Raw genomic sequence first — 19,029 nt, forward strand, 5'->3', positions numbered from 1 at the left:
TCCTCCGCCGCTCACGCCGGCGCGTCGACGGCCACCGCCGTGGCCAACAGCGCGAACGACACCGCGAGCATGCCCTCCAGCGCGTCGAAGCTGACGCGCTCGGTCGGCTCGTGGTTGCGCTGCGTCCCGTTGGCCAGGCACACGCAGTGAAGGCCGGCGGCCTCGAACGCGTTGGCGTCCGAGCCGCCGCCGGAGTGGATGTGGCCGGGTTCGTAGCCGCAGGCGCGCAGCGCCTCCTCCGCCGCGCCGACGGCGGGCGAGGTGGGCCGGTGGCGGTAGCCGGAGAACAGCCGGGCGACCGACACGTCGACGTCGACGTCGCACGTCGGCTCGTTGGCCGCCGCGTGGATGCGCTCGATCGTCTCGGTCACCAGCGCCTCGGCCTTCGCGTCGTCGATCGACCGGACCTCGCCGACGAAGCGGCAGTGCTCGGGCACGACGTTCGTCCCGCCGACGCCGCCGTGGATCGTCCCGACGTTCGCGGTGGTCTCGTCGTCGATGCGGCCCAGGCGCAGCGACGCGATCGCCCGGGCGGCGGCGACGATCGCGCTGCGCCCGTCCTCGGGCCGGATCCCCGCGTGGGCGGCCTGGCCGTGGAAGGTCGCCTCGAAGCGGTAGTAGGTCGGGGAGGCGAGGACGATCTCGCCGATCGGCGTCGCGTGGTCGTAGACGTAGCCGAACCGCGAGCGCAGCCGCCCCACGTCGAACGCCTTGGCGCCGACGAGCGCGTTCTCCTCCTGCAGCGTGAAGAGCAGCTCGAGCCCGACCGGGCTGCCGTCGTTCGCCGCGCGCTCGGCGGTCAGCAGCATCGCGGCGACGGCGGCCTTGTTGTCGGCGCCGAGGATGTCGGCGTGCGCGTTCTCCCAGCCCTCGTCGACCTCGACCGGCTCGATCGGGGTCGACGGGTCCAGGCGCGGCACCGTGTCGAGGTGGGCGCACATGAGCAGCCAGCGCTCGGAGCCGGCGGGCGGCGGGACGCGCGCCAGGAGGTTGCCGAAGTCGTCGCGCTCGACGTCCAGGCCGATTCGCCGCAGCTCGGCCTCCACGCGGTCCGCGCAGGCCTGCTCGTGCCCGAACGGGCTGTCGATGGCGCACAGCTCGGCGAAGAGCCCGTGCAGACGCCGCCGCTCGGCGTCAGTCGGGCGAGCCAGCACGGTCCCCGGGCACGGGGGCGGCCGCGCGGTCGCCGCCACGGGCGTCGCTGAGGCGCATCTCGCCCTGGCCCTCCGACGCGTCGTCCAGGCCGCCCGCGCGCCCGAGCGCGGCCGCCACGAACTCGCGGAACAGCGGCGCCGGGCGCTCCGGCCGCGACTTGAACTCCGGGTGGAACTGGGAGGCGACGAAGAACGGGTGCTCGGGCAGCTCGATGACCTCGACCAGGCGCTCGTCGGGCGACGTGCCGCTCGAGACCAGACCGGCCTTCTCGAGCCGCTTGCGGAGGTTCAGCGACACCTCGTAGCGGTGGCGGTGACGCTCGTAGATGACCGCCTCGCCGTAGATCTCGCGCGCCCGCGTGCCGTCGTGGAGCTTCACGGGGTCGGCGCCCAAACGCATGGTGCCGCCGAGATCGGCGACATCGCGCTGCTCGGGCAGCAGGTCGATGACCGGCCACTCGGTCTCGTGGTCGAACTCGGTGGAGTTCGCGCCCTCCATGCCGGCGACGTTGCGAGCGAACTCGGACACGGCGATCTGCATCCCGAGGCAGATGCCCAGGTACGGGATGCCCTCCTCCCGCGCGATCTGGGCGGCGAGGATCTTGCCCTCGATGCCGCGCCCGCCGAAGCCGCCGGGCACGAGGATGCCGTCGTGGCCGCGCAGCCGCTCGCGCGCGGTCGACTCGGTGAGCGTCTCGGAGTCGATCCAGTCGATCTCGACCTGGCAGCCGTGCTGGAAGCCGGCGTGGCGCAGGGCCTCGCTGACCGACAGGTAGGCGTCCTCGAGCTGGACGTACTTGCCGACGAGCGCGATGCGCACCGGCGTCGTCGCCTCGTCGGCCCGGCGCACGAGGGACTCCCAGCCGGTCAGGTCGGCCTCGGGGACCTCCTCGAGGCCGAAGTGGTCGAGGATGAAGTCGTCGACGCCCTCGGCGTCGTACCAGAGCGGCACCTTGTAGATGTTGTCGACGTCCTTGGCGGAGATGATCGCCGCGACGGGAAGCGAGGCGAACAGCGCGATCTTGCGCCGGATGTCGCCGTCGAGCTCGGACTCCGAGCGGCAGAGCAGCATGTCCGGCTGGATGCCGATGCGGCGCAGCTCGTTGACCGAGTGCTGCGTCGGCTTCGTCTTCAGCTCGCCGGCGTGGCCGATGTAGGGCACGAGCGTGAGGTGGATGAACATCACGTCGCGCCGGCCGACCTCGACCGGGAACTGGCGGATCGCCTCCAGGAACGGCAGCGACTCGATGTCGCCGACCGTGCCGCCGATCTCGGTGATCACGAAGTCCACGTCGGACGTCTCGCCGATCAGCTTGATGCGGTTCTTGATCTCGTCGGTGATGTGCGGGATGACCTGCACGGTGCCGCCGAGGTAGTCGCCGCGGCGCTCGCGCCGGATGACCGCGTTGTAGATGCCGCCCGCGGTGACGTTCGACGCGCGGGTCGTGTTGACGTCGGTGTAGCGCTCGTAGTGGCCGAGGTCGAGGTCGGTCTCCGCGCCGTCCTCAGTGACGAAGACCTCGCCGTGCTGGTATGGCGACATCGTCCCGGGGTCGACGTTGATGTACGGGTCGAACTTCTGGAGGCCGACGGTGAGGCCCCGGCTGACGAGCAGCCGGCCGATCGAGGCCGCGGCGATCCCCTTGCCCAGGGACGACACGACCCCGCCGGTGATGAAGATGTAGCGCGTTCGCGTGGAGCGGGGACTAGGCATGCGGTCTTCCGATCGAGTCTAGGTGCTTGAGGACGGGAGCGCGCTCCACGAGCGCATTCAGCGAACGAAACTCTCCGTAGGCCGTGATGCCCAGCAGGACCGCCGCCGCCACGGCGAGGCCGGTCGTCGACAGCGTGAGCACGAGCCACAGGCCGGCCAGGGCGCCCACGAGGTTCGAGCCGGTGTCGCCGAGCATCGCCCGCTCGCGCAGGTCGTAGAGGCCGGCGACCAGGACGGGTGCAGCGAACAGGCCGAGCGCCCACAGCGGGTCCGCGTCCCAGGCGCCGAGGGTCAGGCCCGCGCCGAGGAGCACGAACGCCTTGACCGCCCTCCCGGGGCGCAGGTCGAGCAGGTTGAAGAGGTTCGTCGAGAGGACGAGCACGGCGACCGAGAGCAGGTAGTCCTCGCGGCCGCGCAGGACGAGCAGCGCGAGGCCCAGGGACCCGACCGCCTTCAGCGCGCCGGTGCTGAAGCGGCCGCTCAGCACGGCGGCGCCGTGGCCGCGCCAGCCGCGCGACGGGCCGCTGAGCGCGTCATCGGCGAGCCCGAGGAACGCGACGCCGAGCGCGTAGAGCGCGACGAGGCCGAGCTCGGGGCGCAGGATGCCGGCGTCCGCGAGCTCGTCGATGGGCGCGAGCGGGACGAGCGCCACGACCGCGGCGAACACGATCAGCACGCCGAAGGGGAACGCGATCCGCGCCCCGCGGTAGTTCTCGCGCACGAAGCCGCCGTCGACGAGGGAGCGCTGCAGGGCCGGCGCGAGAGCCAGCGCGGCGAGCAGCGAGACGGCGAACGGCAGCACTTCCACTGGTCCCTGACGGTAGCCGGGAGCGCGGACGGTCAGGCGGTGGTCTCGCTGCGCTCCAGCAGATCGAAGTACAGGAGGGTCGTGGCGATCGCCACGAACGGCGCCACGACGGTCTGGCTGAGCATCGAGGCGGCGAGCGCGAGCCAGTCGGCGTCGGCGCTCTGGGCCGCGGCCGTCAGCGGGATGCCGACCACCACGCCCGCGATCCCCGCCGCCAGGCCGATCACCAGGTTGATGCCCAGCACCCGCCAGAAGCAGCCGTCCGTGAGCTCCCACGACCGGCGCAGGGCCGGGACTCCGCGCCGGCCTTCGAGGACCACCATCTGGATGCCGAAGAGCAGCCGGATGCCGGCGATGATGCCCGGGACGATCAGGAGCAGGACGCCGACCGCGATGGCGGCGGCGTAGAGCACCATCACGAGCAGGACGTGCGGGAACGCGTCGAGCCCGGCCTGGATCGCCTGCCCGGTCGAGCCCCTCTCACGGCGCAGCGCCTCGATCGCCATGGCGGTGATGAGCGGCGTCGTCACGAGGTACGTGACGCCGAGCTCCACCGCCTGCGCGCCGGCCGACGGGCTCGAGTCGAACGGGCCGGAGAGCTGGCCGAGCCCGACTCCGAGCACGATGAGATCCACCGGGACCACCACGACGAGCGCGATCAGGAAGAACGTCCGGAACTGGCCGCCGTAGAGCGTGAGCGCGTCGCGGAGGATCGCGCCGAGGTCCCGCCGGCTGCGCAGCGTCACGGGCGGCTGACCCCGCCGACCACGCGCGGCAGCAGCGCCTCCGCGCTGGACTTCAGCCCGAACGCCCCGTCCGCGCCGGCCAGCGCGAAGACGAGCGCGGCCTGACCGGAGACCTGGTCGATCGAGTCGACCGAGGCCAGGCCGTGCTCTCGGTACCACGAGACCTGGGACGGGTCGGTGTCGAGGTGCTCGACGCCGACGACGGGCACGCTGCCGCGGAACATGCCGCGCATGATGCCCTGCTCGAGGGTGTCCGTCGTCCCGCGCTGCTCGTCCGACTCCTCGGGACGCGAGGACGAGCGCGCCACCACCACCCCGTCGAGCTGGCCGAGCTCGCCCGAGAACGATCCCATCAGCGAGGAGCGCTCCTGCGAGACGAGCTTGCCGCCGGCCGCGAGCGCGAGCCCGATGCGCTCCGCGAACGGGCCGAGCAGGGCCGGGTTGTCCGCGAGCGCGATGTATCGGGTGGGCTTGGCGTGCTCGGCGAGCGCCTGGAGGCCGGGCGGCTCGCGCAGGACGCCGACCCAGCGCAGCTGCGCGCCCGCGGGCTCGATGGCCTCGCGGACCTGGTCGACCACGCCGCCCTGGGTCGGGCCCATGAACAGGAGCCCGATCTGGGCGCCGGGCAGGCGGCCCGCGACGAGGTCCGGATAGGTCTGCTTCTCGTAGTCGAGGTGGCGGCCGAGCTCCCCACGCAGGTCGTCCGCTTCGGCCCGTGACGCGCGCACGTCACCGCGCAGCGAGTTCTCGATGTCCTTCTGGGCCGACGACACCAGCCCCGAGTCGCCGATCGCCACGCCGAGCAGCAGCCCGACGGCGAGCGCGAGGAACACCGCCACGAGCGACAGCGCGTGGTACCGGAAGTCGAACACCGGACCAGGCTAGTGGCCCGCCCCGCGATCATCGACACGAACCACTACGTGTCCATGCCGAGCAGCACCTGCAGCTTGAGCCAGAGAAGCTGGACCAGGTTGTAGAGCGCCGGGGTGCGCCAGACGATGACGGCGACGGTGATGATGCCGGCGAGGAAGACCAGGCCGATCGGCAGCGTGCCGGGCCGCGGGCGGTAGAGACGGCCCACGCCCTTGGCGTCGATCAGCTTCTCGCCGAGCCGCAGGCGCGTCAGGAAGGTCGACGCCATCCCCTGACGGTTCTTGTCCAGGAACTCGACGAGGTTGAACTGCGAGCCGACCGACACGATCAGCTGCGCGCCCTTCTCGTGGGCGATCAGCATCGCGACGTCCTGGCTGGTGCCCGGGGCGGGCACGATCTTGTGCGGCAGGCCGAGCCGGTCGAGCACGTCGCGGCCGGGCGCTCGGCCGTCGGGATAGGCGTGGACGACGAGCTCGGCTCCGCAGGACAGGGTCTGCTCGGAGGCGGAGTCCATGTCGCCGACGATCATGTCCGGGCGAAAGCCCTCCTCGAGGATGGCGTTCGCGCCGCCGTCGACCCCCACGATCACGGGGCGCACGTCGCGGATGTACGGGCGCAGGGCGCGCAGGTCGCGCCGGTGGTCGACGCCGCGGACCACGATGAGCGCCGGCCGGTCGCGGAAGTCGGTGGTGAAGCGCGGCAGCTCGATCTTGCCGGCGAGCAGCTCGCGCTCGTCGAGCATGTGCTCCACCGTGTTGCGAGCGAACTCCTCGAGCGCCTCGCCAATGGCGTCACGGGAGGCGTCGTTGCGGGCGCGGACGTCGGACGGGCTCTGGACGGTTCCCTGGGCGATGACCTCGCCGCCGCGCAGGACGTCGCCGTCGCGCACGGTGATCTCGTCGTCGTCGCGCAGGCGGTGAAAGAGGGTGTCGTCCGGCAGGTCGACGAGCACGATCCCGGCCTGGACGAGCAGCATCGGGCCCATGTTCGGGTAGCTGCCGCTCGAGCTCGGCCGGCAGTTGAGGACCGCGACGACGCCGACCCCGACGAGATCCTCGGCTGACACGCGATCGAGGTCGCGATGATCGATCACGGCGATGTCGCCCCGGGTCAGGCGCTTGACCAGGAGCTTGGTGCGCCGGCCGAGCCGCACACGCCCCGTCACCGGACGGGTCGTCGGCTCGAGCCGCGCGCTGTCCGAGACGCGAGGCACGGCGGACATCCCGGCGAGTCTAGGGCGCGCGGCATCCGTGTGGCGTTGCGACCGCCCCGCGGCGCCTGCGTCGTGCGCGCGCATGGCAGGATGGGCGGGCACGTCAGCAAGCGAGGAGAGAGCCCACATGGCGCAGGACGATCCGACGGTGCTGCTGGTCCACGGTGCGTGGCACGGGCCCTGGGCGTGGGCGGAGGTGGCGAGCCGCTTGGCCGCCGAGGGCATCGGCGTGCGCACCGTCGACCTGCCGAGCGTCGGGCCGGACGCGGACTCGCTCGGCGACCTGCACGACGACGCCGACGCGGTGCGGGCGACGCTCGCGGAGATCGACGGTCCCGTCGTGCTCGTGGCGCACTCCTACGGCGGCGCGGTGGCGAGCGAGGGCGCCGCGGGCGCCGAGAACGTCTCGCACATCGTCTACCTGACCGCGTTCATGCTCGACGAGGGCGAGTCGCTGTACGGCCTCGTCGGCGGCGAGCCGCCGGACTGGTGGTCGTTCACCGACGACCACCGCGCGCTGATCGCCTTCCGCCCGGAGGAAATCTTCTACAACGACATGGACGCCGGCGCGGCCGAGACCGCCGCCGCCGCGCTCCAGCTGCAGCGCTTCGACGCGATCGCGCAGGAGCTGCGCGCCGCCGCGTGGCGCCAGACCCCCTCGACGTACGTGATCTGCGACCAGGACAACGCGATCCCCGTGCCGGCGCAGGAGATGCTCAGCCAGCGGGCGGGCACCATACACCGGCTCGATGCCGGCCACTCCCCGATGCTCTCCCAGCCCGACGCGGTCGTCGAGATCATCCGCGGCGTGCTCCCGTAGCGCCCGCCCGCCCGCCCGCCCGCCCGCCTGCGCGCGAGCGGCGCGTCGCGGGTGGCCGCCGCATCAGGGCGGCCGCCGCGTCGGGGTGGCCGCCGCGTCAAGCCGCGCGCAGCAACTCCTCCGCATGACGGCGGGCCGCCGCATCCTCCCCGTCCGCGCCGAGCATGCGGACGAGCTCGCCGACCAGCTCGCCGGACGCGAGCTCGGTGACCGTGGTCCGGGCAGGGTCGGCGGACGTGTCCTTGGCGATCGAGAAGTTGCGGTCCGCGAGCGAGGCGACCTGCGGGAGATGGGTGATGCAGATGACCTGCCGGCTGCGGGCCAGAGTCCGCAGCTGCTCGCCGACCGCGCGGGCCGTCACGCCGCCGATGCCGGCGTCGACCTCGTCGAAGACGAGCGTCGCGCCGCCCTCCTCGTTGGCCACGCCCATGAGCGCCAGCATCACCCGCGACAGCTCGCCGCCGGAGGCGATGTCGCGCAGCGGCCCGGCGGGCACGCCGGGGTTGGCGGCGATGAGGAACTCGACCGCGTCCGCGCCCGCCGGCCCGGGCTCCCGGTCGGCCAGTGCGACCTCGAACGACGCGCCCTCCATCGCCAGCGCCGCCAGCCGCTCGCGGACCGACTCCGCCAGCGCGGGACCGGCGGCCGCACGGGCCTCGTGCAGCTCGGCCGACAGCGCCGCGAGCTCCGCCCGCGCCTGCGCCAGCCGGTCCTCCGCCCGCCCGAGCGCCTCCTCCGCTCCGACAAGCTCGTCGCGCCGCCGCGTGCAGCTCTCGGCGTGCTCGAGGACCGCGGCGACGCTGCCGCCGTGCTTGCGCTTGAGGCGGTCGACCGCCGCGAGCCGCGCTTCGACCATGTCCAGCCGGCCCGGCTCGGCATCGAGGTCCTCGACGTACCGGCGCAGCTCGCTGGCGAGGTCGCCGACCTCGACGGTGACGACCCGGAACCGCTCGACGAGGCCGTCGAGCTCCGGGTCGATGCCCGCCACGCCCTCGAGCGCCGCGCCGGCCGCCGCCAGCAGCGACGCCGCCCCGCCCTCTCCGTCGCCCGGCTCGATCGCCTCGACCCCGGTCATCGCCGCGCCGCCGAGCGCCGCCATGTGGCGCAGCCGGTCGCGCGCGGCGAGCAGATCGCGCTCCTCGTCCTCGTCAGGCGAGACCTCGGCGATCTCCGCGAGCTCGAACTCGAGGAGGTCGAGCTCGCGCTCACGGGCACCGGCCCGGTCGCGCAGCTCATCGAGCGCGGCCTGTAGCGACCGAGCGCGACCATGCGCGGCCGCCGCGGCAGCCCGCCGTTCGAGCTGCGCCGCCCCGCAGTAGCCGTCCAGGACGTCGAGCTGCGTCGAGGAGAGCGTCAGGCGCCGGTGCTCGTGCTGGCCGTAGAAGGCGATGAGCGGCTCGGCGAGCTCGCGCAGGTCGCCCGCGTTGGCCGACCGGCCGTTCACGTAGGCCCGCGTGCGGCCGTTCGCGCCGACCCGTCGGGCGAGCACCACCTCGTCGGCGTCCTCGGGCAGCCTTTCGCCCAGTTCGCCGCGCAGCTCGCCCGGCAGCTCGAACACGCCCTCGACGTATGCCTCCGCCGCCCCGGGCCGGACGATCCCGGCCCGGGCCTTGCCGCCGAGCAGCAGGTCGAGCGCATGGGCCAGCACCGTCTTGCCGGCCCCCGTCTCACCCGTCAGGACGTTGAGCCCGGGCGCCAGCCGCAGCTCGGCCCGTTCGATCAGCAGGAGGTTCTCGACGCGCAGCTCGTTGAGCATGCGAACGTATGTACCAGTGGCGCCCGACGGACCGGGCGTCCCGTGACGCTTCCGTGAGAAAGCCGTCAGGCGATCTCGGGCACCGCCATGCGCGACGGCACCGCCACGCGGTTCCACGCGTTGATCACGATCACCGCGGCGAGCAGGCCGGCCATCTGCTGTCCGGGGAAGGCCGCGGCCGCGGCGTCCCAGACGTCGTCGGGCACCCCGCCCGGCTCCAGGCGCGTCACCGATTCGGCGAACTCGAGCGCGGCGCGCTCGCGCTCGTCGAAGAGCGACACCTCGCGCCAGGCGGCGAGCATGTCGAGCCGCTGCTGGGACTCGCCGAGCTCGCGCAGGGCCCGGGCGTGCATGTCGAGGCAGAACGCGCAGCCGTTGATCTGCGAGACGCGCAGCTCGACGAGCGCCTTCAGGGCGGCGTCGATCTGGCCGCTCGCGGCCTGGTCGAGCCGGACGATTGCGGCGTACGCCGCGGGGAGCTCCTCGCCGAGGTCCAGGCGCGGAGCGTGCGAGGTTGCGGTCGTGGGGGTCATGCCGTGACGATAGGCCGGGATCGGACCCGGGTCGAGGGCCAGTCCACCACCGGCGCCCAGGACCACCCGCCGCCTACACGAGGTGCCCGAACTTCTCCCGCAGCCGCCGGTAGAAGGTCGTCCCCGGCAGCTGGGCGAGCAGCGCCGCGTCACCGACGAAGGAGCAGTCGAGCGAGTCGGCCGGCGCCAGCTCACCGACCGGACGCCCGTCCACCGACACGTCGACGGACTCGGCGCTCGAGCGGTTGCAGATCGTCAGCGTGTCCGCGGGCGCGACGACGAGCGCGCGCGCGGTCAGCGAGTGCGGGGCGATGAACGAGACGACGTAGCCGCCCACGCCCCAGGCCAGCACCGGTCCGCCGTTGGCGAGGTTGTACCCCGTCGACCCCGCCGGGGTCGAGACGACGAGGCCGTCACACCGCACGCGGCCGAGCTCCTCGCCGCCCAGCACGTACGCGAGCACGGCGACGCGATCGCCGGGACGCCGCGTGATCGACACGTCGTTGAGCCCGGCCTGCCGGATGCCCGGAGCGGCGATGCCGACGCCGGGCAGATGCAGCAGCTCGAAGTCCTGCGAGAACGCCCGCGCGAAGCCCCGCTGACAGTCGCTCGCCTCGATCGTGGCCAGGAAGCCGACCTGCCCGTAGTTCACGGCGAACACGGGGACGCCGCTGCCCGAGAACCGTCGCAGCGCGCTCAGGATCGTGCCGTCGCCTCCCAGCGCGATGGCGATCTCGACGCCCTCGTCGTCGCCCTCCGGCTCGTCGTCGACGAAGCGCAGCGTCACGTCGTGCTCGGCGGCGACGCGCTCGAGCGTGTCGACCGCCTCGCGGATCTCCTCCGCCCGGCGATGGGTCATGACGACCGCGACGCGCTCGGCCATCAGGCCTCCACCTCCGCGACCGCCGGCTCGAGATCGCCGACCGCGCCGCCACGTCCGGCCTCGGCCAGCCAGAGGAACGTCTCCTGGTTGCCCTTGGGCCCGGGCAGCCCGCTGGGCGCGAAGCCGAGCACGGACGCGCCGAGGCCCTGCGCCGCCCGGGCGACCATCAGCAGCGCCTCGCGGCGCAGGCCTGGATCGCGCACCACACCGCCCTTGCCGACCCGGTCGCGGCCGACCTCGAACTGCGGCTTCACCATGACGAGCGCGTCGAAGCGGTCCGCGGCGGCGGCGAGCACCGCGGGCAGGATCTTCGTCAGCGAGATGAACGAGACATCCGCGACGATCAGGTCGGGCGCCCACGGCAGCCGGCCGGGGTCGAGCGCCCGGGCGTTGACGCGTTCGAGCACGGTGACGCGATCGTCCGTGCGCAGCGACCAGGCGAGCTCGCCGTAGGCCACGTCGACCGCGACGACGTGCTCGGCGCCGCGCTGGAGCAGGCAGTCCGTGAAGCCGCCGGTCGAGGCGCCCACGTCGAGGCAGCGCCGGCCGGCCGGGTCCAGGCCGGTGGCGTCGAGCGCGTTGGCGAGCTTGCGGCCTCCGCGGGAGACGAACTGCGGCCGCTCGTCGAGCGCCACGACCACGCTGTCCTCGACCATCTGGCCGGGCTTGGCGGCCCGCCGGCGCTCGTGGCCGAGCATGACCTCGCCCGCCAGCACGGACGCGGCCGCACGGCTGCGAGTCTCGAAGAGGCCGCGCTGGGCCAGGAGGGCGTCGAGCCGAACCTTCACCACGGGCGCGAAACCTAGCGGTCGCGCGGTCGTTGCGTGACGAGGATCACAGTCGACTGGCCGGTCAGCCAGCATAATGGTCGTCAGCACCAACGCAGCAACGGTGCTCCCACAGAAGGACCATCACACAGCATCTCTCCTCCCCGAAGCGGCCCGTCTCCCCGGCGGGCCGTTTCATGTTCCGGAGCGGATAACGTCCCGCACCTGGCCACGTTCGCCCTCATCCACGGCGCCTGGCACGGCGGATGGTGCTGGGACCGCGTCGCGCCCCGGCTGCGCGACGCCGGCCACCGCGTCATCGCGCCCGACCTGCCTTGCGACGTCGTCGGGGCGGGCGCCGCGGACTACGCCGCCGTCGTGCTCGACGCCCTGGGCACCGACCCCGGCGGGGACGTCGTCGTCGCGGCGCACTCCGCCGGCGGCCTCACCGCGCCGCTGGTCGCGGCCGAGGCCGGTGCGCGCGCCGTCGTGCTCGTCTCGGCCCTCCTCCCCCAGCCCGGCGGCCGCTTCGTCGAGCAGAACGCCGAGGAGCACGTCCTGCTCGCCGACTACCAGGCCGGCGTCGAGCGCGACGCGGAGGGCCGGCGCGTGTGGACCGACGCGGAGCTCGCCCGCGACCACCTCTACAACGGCTGCGCGCCCGAGGACGCCGCCTCGGCGTACGCCCGCCTGCGGCCCCAGGCCTCGACGATCTTCAGCGAGATCAGCCCCGCCGCCGCCTGGCCGCCCGCGACGGCGACGGTCGTCGACGTGCGGGCCACCGAGGACCGGATCGTCTCGCCGCAGTGGGCCCGTGTCGCGGTGCCGCAGCGGCTGGGACTCGACTCGATCGTCCTCGAAGGCGTCGGGCACTCGCCGATGCTGTCGCACCCCGGCCGCGTGACCGAGATCCTGCTGGCCGCGTGATGGGGCTCAGCGGCCGGCGAGCGCAGCCTGCGGGTCGCGCAGCACCGCCTCGATGCGCTCGGCGATCCGCGGCCCGGTGAAGCCGACCTCGCTGTGCAGCAGCGCCGGCTTGCCGTGCGTGACGTAGCGGTCGGGCAGCCCGACGCGCAGGATCCGCGGCACCGGGAGCCCGGCGTCGTTGAGCGTCTCCCAGACCGCTGAGCCGAACCCGCCGTGCAGCACGCCCTCCTCGACCGTCACGACGAGCTCGTGCTCGGCCGCGAGCTGGGCCAGCAGCGCGCGATCCATCGGCTTGGCGAACCGGGCGTCGGCGACCGTGACGTCGAGGCCGCCCTCCGCGAGCCGGTCGGCCGCCTCGAGCGCCTTGAGCACGCCCGTGCCGTAGCCGACGATCGCGACGCGCCCGCCCTCGCGCAGGATCTCGCCGGTGCCGAGCTCGATCGGCTCGGGATCGTCGGGGATCGGCACGCCGGCCGCCTCGCCGCGCGGGTAGCGCAGGGCGATCGGGCCGTCGTCGTGGAGCATCGCCGTGCGCAGCATCCGCACGAGCATGGCCTCGTCGCGCGGAGCCATGAGCACCATGTTCGGCAGGCAGCGCAGGTAGGCGATGTCGAACGCGCCGTGGTGCGTGGGCCCGTCGTCGCCGACCAGGCCGGCGCGGTCCATCGCGAAGACCACGTTGAGCTTCTGCAGGGCGACGTCGTGGACGATCTGGTCGAACGCGCGCTGCAGGAAGGTCGAGTAGATCGCGCAGACCGGCTTGGCGCCCTGGAGCGCGAGCCCGGAGGCGAACAGGACCGCCTGCTGCTCGGCGATGCCGACGTCGAAGTAGTGCTCGGGCTTGGCCTTCTGCAGGATGTTCAGGCCGGTGCCGGAGTTCATGGCGGCGGTGATGCCGACGATGCGCGGGTCGCGCTCGACCTCGCGCACGAGCGCCTCGCCGAACACCGTCGTGTACTGCGGCGGCGCGACGGGGCCGTTGGCCGGCTTGGGAGCGGCCTTCGCCGGGGCGCCGTTGGCGATCGACTTCGGCTTGGCGGCATGCCACTTCTCCATGCCCTCCAGGCCGCCGTTCTCGGCCGGCTCGAAGCCCTTGCCCTTGACGGTCGCGATGTGGACGACCACCGGGCGCTGGGCGTCGAGCGCCTCGGTGAGCGCGATGCGCAGCGCGTGGACGTCATGGCCGTCGATGACGCCCATGTAGGCCCAGTCGAGCTCCTCCCAGATGAGCCCGGGCGCCCAGAACGCCTTGATGGACTCCTTCAGCTGCGGGCCGAGGTGCTCGAACGCGGTGCCGATGCCCGCCGGCAGCTTCGTCAGCTTCTCCTCGACGCCCTCGCGCGCCCGGTAGAGCTTCGGGTTCAGGCGGACGCGGTTGAAGTAGCGCGAGAGGGCGCCGACGTTCGGCGCGATCGACATGCCGTTGTCGTTGAGCACGACGACGATCGGGGTGCCCAGGCCGCCGGCCTGGCCGATCGCCTCGAACGCGACGCCGCCGGTCATCGCACCGTCGCCGATGACCGCGACGACCTTGCCGGCGTCGATGTCGCCCTGCAGGCGCATCGCCTCCTTGAGCCCGACGGCGTAGCCGATCGAGGTCGAGGCGTGGCCGGCGCCCATGATGTCGTGCTCGGACTCGTGGATCGCGCAGAACGGAGCGAGGCCCTCGTACTGGCGGATGGTCGGCAGCTGGTCGCGGCGGCCCGTGAGGACCTTGTGGGGGTAGGCCTGATGGCCGACGTCCCAGAGGACCTTGTCGCGCGGCGAGTCCAGCAGCGAGTGCAGGGCGACCGCGAGCTCGCAGGTGCCCAGGTTGGCGCCGAAGTGGCCGCCGATCTCGCCGACCGTGTCGATGATATGCGCGCGTACCTCCTGCGCGACCTGCGCCAGCTCGTCGTCGGTGAGCGAGTGCAGGTCCTGCGGGCGGTCGATGCGATCGAGGATCGGCGTCATGAAGTCCGGGTGTAGATGAAGTCGGTGATGTGCTCGAGCTCGAGCGCACCGTTGGGAGCCGCCGCAGCCAGCGCGGCGCGCGCGTTGGCGTGGGACGTCTCGGCCATGGTACGCGCTCCTGCGAGACCGAACTCGCTGACGTACGTGCGCTTCCCGTGGCGCTCGTCCGAGCCCTGGGGCTTGCCGAGGGCGTCGTCGGTGCCGGTCACGTCCAGGATGTCGTCGACGATCTGGAAGAGCACTCCGAGCTCGGCACAATACGGGCGCCAGCGGTCGGCATCCGCGCCGCTGAGCAGCGCGATGCATTGGATCGAGGCGCCGATGAGGCGTCCGGTCTTCAGCGCGTGCAGCTCGCGGAGGTCCGGGTGGTCGGCCGAGACGTCGAGGTACTGGCCGCCGACCATGCCGTTGACGCCGGTCGCCGTGGCGAGGTGGGCGAGCGCGTCGATGACGCACTGCGGATCGCCCGTCTGGTGCGTCAGGACGTGGCGGAACGCCTCGGCGTAGAGGGCGTCGCCCGCGAGGATCGCGACGTCCTCGCCGTACGCCACGTGGCACGTCGGCCGCCCGCGGCGCAGGTCGTCGTCGTCCATCGCCGGGAGGTCGTCGTGGATGAGCGAGTAGGTGTGGATGAGCTCGAGCGCGGCGGCGAGCGGCAGGACCTCGCGCTCGTCGCGGCGCAGCGCCCGCGCGGTGGCGAGCGCGAGGACGGGGCGGATGCGCTTGCCGCCCGCGAGCAGGCTGTAGCGCATCGCCTCCTCGAGGCCCTCGGTCGGGGTGCCGTCCGTGAAGCGCAGCTCGGCGAGGTAGTCCTCGACGAGCCCCCTGAGATGCTCGGGGTACTCGCTCAGAGCGATCGGGCGGTGCTCGTGGTCACAACAGGGCCCCCTGGCCGGGCGGCGGCGGCTCGCCGGCCGCCTCGCGGGCGCGGCGGTCGAGCTCGGAGCCCGCCTGCGCGGCGAGGGCGGCGCAGTCCTCGACGAGCGTCGCGGCGGCGTCGGCCGAGAGCTCGCCGGAGCGAAGCTGCTCGGCGGCGCGGTCCAGCCGTTCGATTAGGCGATCGAGGTCGTTCATGGGGTGCAATCCTCGCGCATCTCCCGGAGGGCAGCGGCGAGGATGCCGTTGACGAACTTCGGCGCCTGCGCTCCGGCGTACGTCTTGGCGGTCTTCACGGCCTCCTCGATGGCCCCCTCGGGCGGGATCGGCGCATCGCCCGGAACCGCGTCGGGATGCAGGATCTCCGTCAGCGCGACGCGCATGATCGCCTTCTCGAGCGGCGCGATCCGGTCGATCGTCCAGCCCTTCGCATGGCGAGCGATGATCGCGTCGGCGTCCTCGCTGTAGTCCTCGGTCGCATGGGCGAGCGCGCGGGTGAAGATGGGCGCGTCGCGTTCGAGCGTGTCCGCGAGCGGACGTCCCGTCAGATCGTGCTGGTAGACCGCGAAGACGGCGGCGCGGCGTTGATCGGAACGGCGGGCCAAGGGTGCTCGGGCGGCTTCGGCTTCCGCGCGGCTAGGCGCGCGACATGTAGTCGCCGGACGCCGTCTGGACCTTGACGCGATCGCCGACGTTGACGAAGAGCGGGACCTGCACGACGGCGCCGGTCTCGAGCGTGGCGGGCTTGTTGCCGCCGCCGGACGCGGTGTCGCCGCGCAGACCGGGCTCGGTGTCGGTGACCTCGAGCTCGACCGACGACGGGAGCTGCAGGTCGCTCGGCTGGTCGTCGATGAAGAGCACGTCGACCTCGTCGCTCGGCTTCGTCCAGCGCAGGGCGTCCTTGACCGCCGGCTCGGGGATGGCGAGCTGCTCGTAGCTCGCGCTGTCCATGAAGTGCGCGTCGGTGCCGTCGGCGTAGAGGAACTGCATCTTGCGCGCCTCCGTGCGCACGGCGCGGAACTTCTCGCCCGCGCGGAACGTGCGGTCGATCACGTTGCCGTCGGAGGCGCGGCGCAGCTTCGTGCGCACGAACGCGCCGCCCTTGCCGGGCTTGACGTGCTGGAACTCGAGGATCTTGAAGACGGTCCCCTCGACGTCGATGTGGTTGCCGTTCTTGAACTGGTTCGTTGAGACCATGCAGCCCCAAGGGTACTTCGCCCGCCGCGAGCCCGGATCCCGCGGACGCGACGGGGATGCCGGACTCCGGGCATCGCCGCGTCGGGGGTGACCTCGAGCACCACCCCGACGCCGTCGACGAGGTCGTCGCGGTCGAGCCCGGGCCGTACCTGCGCGAGAAGTGCGCGCAGGCCGCCGCGCTCACTGCGCCGGCCGCCCCGCGAGCCGCCGTGCGCGCTCGATCGCGATCCAGCACGCCACGGTGTCCTCCGGGGTCGCGTCCAGGCGCTCCCACCAGGGCCACAACGCGTCCTCGAGCGCGTCGGCGAGGTCGATCCGCTCGTAGCGGTGGTCGCCGACGTAGTCGATCGCGTCGGCCTCCGGTCCGAGGTGCAGGTACCGGCGGGTGGCGTGGTGCTTGTAGGCGTGGTAGGCCACACCGGCGCGCGTCCGCAGCTCGCACATCCACATCCACGGCCACATCAGGTCCTCGCCGACAGCGAGCTGCAGCGGGCCCCAGTCGGGGCGGTCGAACTGGGCGAGACGGGCGGTGACGTAGCGCTTGCGAGGCATGCCGTCACGGTGCCGGGCAGCGCGTGCCCGAACAACACGCGGACGTGACAAGTCAGCGACGGGGGCGCGACAACTCGAGCCGGTACTCGATCAGCACGAGGTCCGGCCCCGGCGCGTGGAACTCCTCGCCCGCCGGCTGCCAGCCCTCGCGCTCGTAGAACCGCCGGGCCCGGCCGTGCGCGGCCGGCGTGAACAGGCGCATCGCCGCGAAGCCGCGCTCGCGCGACGCCTCCACCCCGGCGCGGTGCAGCACCCGCGCCAACCCGCTCCCCCACTGATCGGGGTGCACGAAGAGGTTGCGCAGATGCGCGAGCGACGCGTCGTCGACCGGCATCCCCGAGAGCGCGGCGGGCAGCACCGCGATCTGCCCGACGAGCGCACCGTCCCGCTCGGCGATCAGGCACCAGTGCTGCCTGCTGCGCAGCAGCCGCCGCACGTGGGCGACCTCCTCGGCCATCGGCGGCGGCTCCCAGCCGGCGGGCGCGAACGCGCGGTACCCCGCGAACCCGTCGATGACGCACCGGCCGAGCGCCTCGGCGTCCTCGACGGTGGCGGCACGCAGCGAGACGCCCGGCGGCACGCTCGCAGCTGAGACGGGCATGTCGCGGACCGTACCCGCCCGAGCGCTGTCGCAGGCGGGCGCGCCAACGCGGCGGGACGGCGCTCCCCGGCCACGATCTCGCGCCGACGTCTACGGTGCCGTCATGCTCCACCGCTCGCTCGGACACTCCGGCCTCGACGTCTCGGTCATCGCGCTCGGCTCCTGGCAGACCTACGAGCGCATCCCGCGCGAGCAGGGCGCCGCCGTCCTCAACGAGGCGCGCGCGGCGGGCATCGACTTCCTCGAGGTCGCCCGCTACAACGACATGACCGGCACGGCGCCGATCCCGACCGGCTACTCCGAGGTCGTCTTCGGCGAGGTCTTCCGCGCGTCGGACTACGGCCGCGACGAGGTGACGATCGCGGGCAAGCTGTGGTGGGAGTTCTGGCCCGAGCAGGACGCCGCGCAGGAGCTCGACGCCTCGCTCGAGCGCACCGGCCTCGACCACCTCGACTTCATCTACTCCGACCCGCCGCCGGCGGAGCTCCCGCTCGAGGAGGTCGTCGCCCAGATCGGTGCGCTGCTCGCCGCCGGCCGCGCCCGCGCGTGGGGCATCGTCAACTGGCAGGCCGACCGCCTGGCCGAGGCCGGCCGGATCGCCCGAGCGCAGGGCGTGCCGACGCCGTGCGCCGCCCAGCTGCCCTACAGCCTCGTCAGCCGCGACTGGGTCGAGGGCCAGGCCATGGTCGACGCCCTGCAGGCCTGCGAGGCGAGCGTCGTCGCGTCGTACACGCTGGCCGGGGGCATCCTCACCGGCAAGTACGCGGACGGAGCGGCGCAGGGCCGGATGGCCGGCGAGCTCGGCGACGAGCGCTGGCGGCCCGCCCGAGCGGCGGCGCAGGCGCTGCGCGAGCGGGCGGCCGAGCTCGGCGCCACGCCCGCCCAGCTCGCCCTCGCGTTCGCGCTGTCCAACCCCGACACCGCGACGGTGCTCTGCGGCGCCACGCGGCCCGAGCAGGTGGCCGACAACGCCGCCGCGGCAGACCTGCTGGCGCGCCTGGACACGCACCAGATCGCCCGGTTGCGCGGGATCGGCGCCTGAGAGCCTGTTGAACCTCCCCGCCGCGCGAGAGAGATCAACAGACTCCTGACCGGCGCGCGCCCGCCGCTGCGCGTACGGCTCCAGGCCGTCCTGCGCCACGTGGCGATGCGCGACGCCCGCCGGCGTGAGCACCGAGTCGCTCGCCGCCGGTCTGCGCGGTCGTGGTGCGGGACTCGATCGTCAGCCCCAGGCGGGGCACCTCCAGCACGTCGCCCGGCTGCGCCATCGCTCTCTCCCTTGCTCGCTGCGCCCCCGACGCCATCGATGTCGCAGCGGCGCTCCTCCGGATCACCGCGCGACCGAGCCGAGCACCTCGACCGCGCGCTCGTATTGCGACGCGGTGATCGAGACATGCGACTGCTGGCTCATCGAGCGCGGCGCCACGCCGGCCCCCTGCACCGGCGGGGCATCCGAGAGCCGGGGCACCACGAGCAGCGGCTCGACCGCGATCGCCCAGGGCCACCGCGGATGGTCGACCACCTCGGGCTCGCCGACGGCCTCGACCACCCCGAAGATCCGCCGCCATACCGACGCGTACAGGACCAGCCGGTCGCCCGGGACGATCCGCGGACGCCGGGGGAAGCCGGCCCGCGTCAGCACGGCCAGCCGGCCCT

At 73.2% G+C, this 19,029-nt stretch carries 21 protein-coding genes; 3 read left to right on the forward strand and 18 right to left on the reverse strand.

Translation table 11 applies throughout. The features are described from left to right. Positions 1 to 11: 11 nt before the first annotated feature. From DSM104329_RS17630 to steA, 6 genes are read right to left on the reverse strand one after another with little or no spacing between them, the layout of a single operon-like run. Positions 12 to 1,154, reverse strand: a complete 1,143-nt coding sequence (locus DSM104329_RS17630; RefSeq protein WP_259311161.1) for a M20/M25/M40 family metallo-hydrolase — start codon at positions 1,152 to 1,154, stop codon at positions 12 to 14. Next, a complete protein-coding gene (locus tag DSM104329_RS17635) occupies positions 1,135 to 2,868 on the reverse strand; it encodes a CTP synthase (RefSeq protein WP_259311162.1) in 1,734 nt (577 codons plus the stop codon). Before DSM104329_RS17635 ends, DSM104329_RS17630 begins: the two co-directional genes overlap by 20 nt. Beyond that, positions 2,861 to 3,676 (reverse strand): MraY family glycosyltransferase, encoded by an 816-nt coding sequence (locus DSM104329_RS17640; RefSeq protein WP_259311163.1) that lies wholly within the window; start codon positions 3,674 to 3,676, stop codon positions 2,861 to 2,863. Before DSM104329_RS17640 ends, DSM104329_RS17635 begins: the two co-directional genes overlap by 8 nt. A gap of 32 nt (positions 3,677 to 3,708) precedes the next feature. Continuing rightward, on the reverse strand, positions 3,709 to 4,422 hold the full coding sequence (locus DSM104329_RS17645) for a glycerophosphoryl diester phosphodiesterase membrane domain-containing protein (RefSeq protein WP_259311164.1): 714 nt from the start codon (positions 4,420 to 4,422) through the stop codon (positions 3,709 to 3,711). Then, a complete protein-coding gene (locus tag DSM104329_RS17650; protein ID WP_259311165.1) occupies positions 4,419 to 5,294 on the reverse strand; it encodes a copper transporter in 876 nt (291 codons plus the stop codon). The genes DSM104329_RS17645 and DSM104329_RS17650 overlap by 4 nt, the downstream gene beginning before the upstream one ends. Positions 5,295 to 5,338: 44 nt before the next feature. Continuing rightward, positions 5,339 to 6,517 carry a putative cytokinetic ring protein SteA gene (steA, locus tag DSM104329_RS17655; protein ID WP_259311166.1) on the reverse strand — a complete coding sequence of 393 codons (1,179 nt, stop codon included), beginning with the start codon at positions 6,515 to 6,517 and terminating at the stop codon, positions 5,339 to 5,341. Between the two features lie 118 nt (positions 6,518 to 6,635). Here steA and DSM104329_RS17660 point away from each other — a divergent pair, with 118 nt between their 5' ends. Then, complete coding sequence (locus tag DSM104329_RS17660) at positions 6,636 to 7,328, forward strand: alpha/beta hydrolase (RefSeq protein ID WP_259311167.1); 693 nt, start codon at positions 6,636 to 6,638, stop codon at positions 7,326 to 7,328. 97 nt (positions 7,329 to 7,425) lie between these two features. Here DSM104329_RS17660 and recN read toward each other — a convergent pair whose 3' ends face one another. From recN to DSM104329_RS17680, 4 genes are all read right to left on the reverse strand, one after another. Next, positions 7,426 to 9,084 (reverse strand): DNA repair protein RecN, encoded by a 1,659-nt coding sequence (gene recN, locus DSM104329_RS17665; protein WP_259311168.1) that lies wholly within the window; start codon positions 9,082 to 9,084, stop codon positions 7,426 to 7,428. 65 nt (positions 9,085 to 9,149) lie between these two features. Continuing rightward, positions 9,150 to 9,617, reverse strand: coding sequence for a carboxymuconolactone decarboxylase family protein (locus DSM104329_RS17670; RefSeq protein ID WP_259311169.1), 468 nt, complete (start codon positions 9,615 to 9,617; stop codon positions 9,150 to 9,152). Between the two features lie 73 nt (positions 9,618 to 9,690). Beyond that, on the reverse strand, positions 9,691 to 10,500 hold the full coding sequence (locus DSM104329_RS17675; RefSeq protein ID WP_259311170.1) for an NAD(+)/NADH kinase: 810 nt from the start codon (positions 10,498 to 10,500) through the stop codon (positions 9,691 to 9,693). Further along, positions 10,500 to 11,291 (reverse strand): TlyA family RNA methyltransferase, encoded by a 792-nt coding sequence (locus tag DSM104329_RS17680; RefSeq protein WP_259311171.1) that lies wholly within the window; start codon positions 11,289 to 11,291, stop codon positions 10,500 to 10,502. Before DSM104329_RS17680 ends, DSM104329_RS17675 begins: the two co-directional genes overlap by 1 nt. 33 nt (positions 11,292 to 11,324) lie before the next feature. On the opposite strand from DSM104329_RS17680, the gene DSM104329_RS17685 reads away from it, so the two are divergent. Beyond that, complete coding sequence (locus DSM104329_RS17685; RefSeq protein ID WP_259311172.1) at positions 11,325 to 12,194, forward strand: alpha/beta fold hydrolase; 870 nt, start codon at positions 11,325 to 11,327, stop codon at positions 12,192 to 12,194. A 6-nt stretch (positions 12,195 to 12,200) separates the two neighbouring features. Here DSM104329_RS17685 and dxs read toward each other — a convergent pair whose 3' ends face one another. The 7 genes from dxs to DSM104329_RS17720 form a co-directional block, all read right to left on the reverse strand. Next, positions 12,201 to 14,147: a 1-deoxy-D-xylulose-5-phosphate synthase gene (dxs, locus tag DSM104329_RS17690; protein WP_259311173.1), complete on the reverse strand. Its 1,947-nt coding sequence runs from the start codon at positions 14,145 to 14,147 to the stop codon at positions 12,201 to 12,203. Continuing rightward, positions 14,144 to 15,004 (reverse strand): polyprenyl synthetase family protein, encoded by an 861-nt coding sequence (locus tag DSM104329_RS17695; RefSeq protein WP_326924507.1) that lies wholly within the window; start codon positions 15,002 to 15,004, stop codon positions 14,144 to 14,146. Before DSM104329_RS17695 ends, dxs begins: the two co-directional genes overlap by 4 nt. Before the next feature lie 16 nt (positions 15,005 to 15,020). Then, a complete protein-coding gene (locus tag DSM104329_RS17700) occupies positions 15,021 to 15,221 on the reverse strand; it encodes a hypothetical protein (RefSeq protein WP_259311175.1) in 201 nt (66 codons plus the stop codon). Next, positions 15,218 to 15,628 (reverse strand): transcription antitermination factor NusB, encoded by a 411-nt coding sequence (locus DSM104329_RS17705; RefSeq protein WP_259311176.1) that lies wholly within the window; start codon positions 15,626 to 15,628, stop codon positions 15,218 to 15,220. Before DSM104329_RS17705 ends, DSM104329_RS17700 begins: the two co-directional genes overlap by 4 nt. Before the next feature lie 31 nt (positions 15,629 to 15,659). Beyond that, positions 15,660 to 16,220 (reverse strand): elongation factor P, encoded by a 561-nt coding sequence (gene efp / locus DSM104329_RS17710; RefSeq protein ID WP_259311177.1) that lies wholly within the window; start codon positions 16,218 to 16,220, stop codon positions 15,660 to 15,662. 180 nt (positions 16,221 to 16,400) lie between these two features. Further along, positions 16,401 to 16,772 carry a hypothetical protein gene (locus DSM104329_RS17715; protein WP_259311178.1) on the reverse strand — a complete coding sequence of 124 codons (372 nt, stop codon included), beginning with the start codon at positions 16,770 to 16,772 and terminating at the stop codon, positions 16,401 to 16,403. Positions 16,773 to 16,824: 52 nt separating this feature from the next. Continuing rightward, complete coding sequence (locus tag DSM104329_RS17720) at positions 16,825 to 17,373, reverse strand: GNAT family N-acetyltransferase (protein ID WP_259311179.1); 549 nt, start codon at positions 17,371 to 17,373, stop codon at positions 16,825 to 16,827. A 103-nt stretch (positions 17,374 to 17,476) separates the two neighbouring features. Here DSM104329_RS17720 and DSM104329_RS17725 point away from each other — a divergent pair, with 103 nt between their 5' ends. Further along, entirely contained in the window at positions 17,477 to 18,415 is a 939-nt protein-coding gene (locus DSM104329_RS17725) for an aldo/keto reductase (protein WP_259311180.1), read from the forward strand. Positions 18,416 to 18,703: 288 nt separating this feature from the next. On the opposite strand, the gene DSM104329_RS17730 is transcribed toward DSM104329_RS17725, so the two are convergent. Beyond that, a complete protein-coding gene (locus DSM104329_RS17730; RefSeq protein ID WP_259311181.1) occupies positions 18,704 to 19,015 on the reverse strand; it encodes a hypothetical protein in 312 nt (103 codons plus the stop codon). Positions 19,016 to 19,029: the final 14 nt, after the last annotated feature.

This window comes from Capillimicrobium parvum (assembly GCF_021172045.1).
In the GTDB taxonomy this organism is placed as follows: Bacteria; Actinomycetota; Thermoleophilia; order Solirubrobacterales; family Solirubrobacteraceae; genus Capillimicrobium; species Capillimicrobium parvum.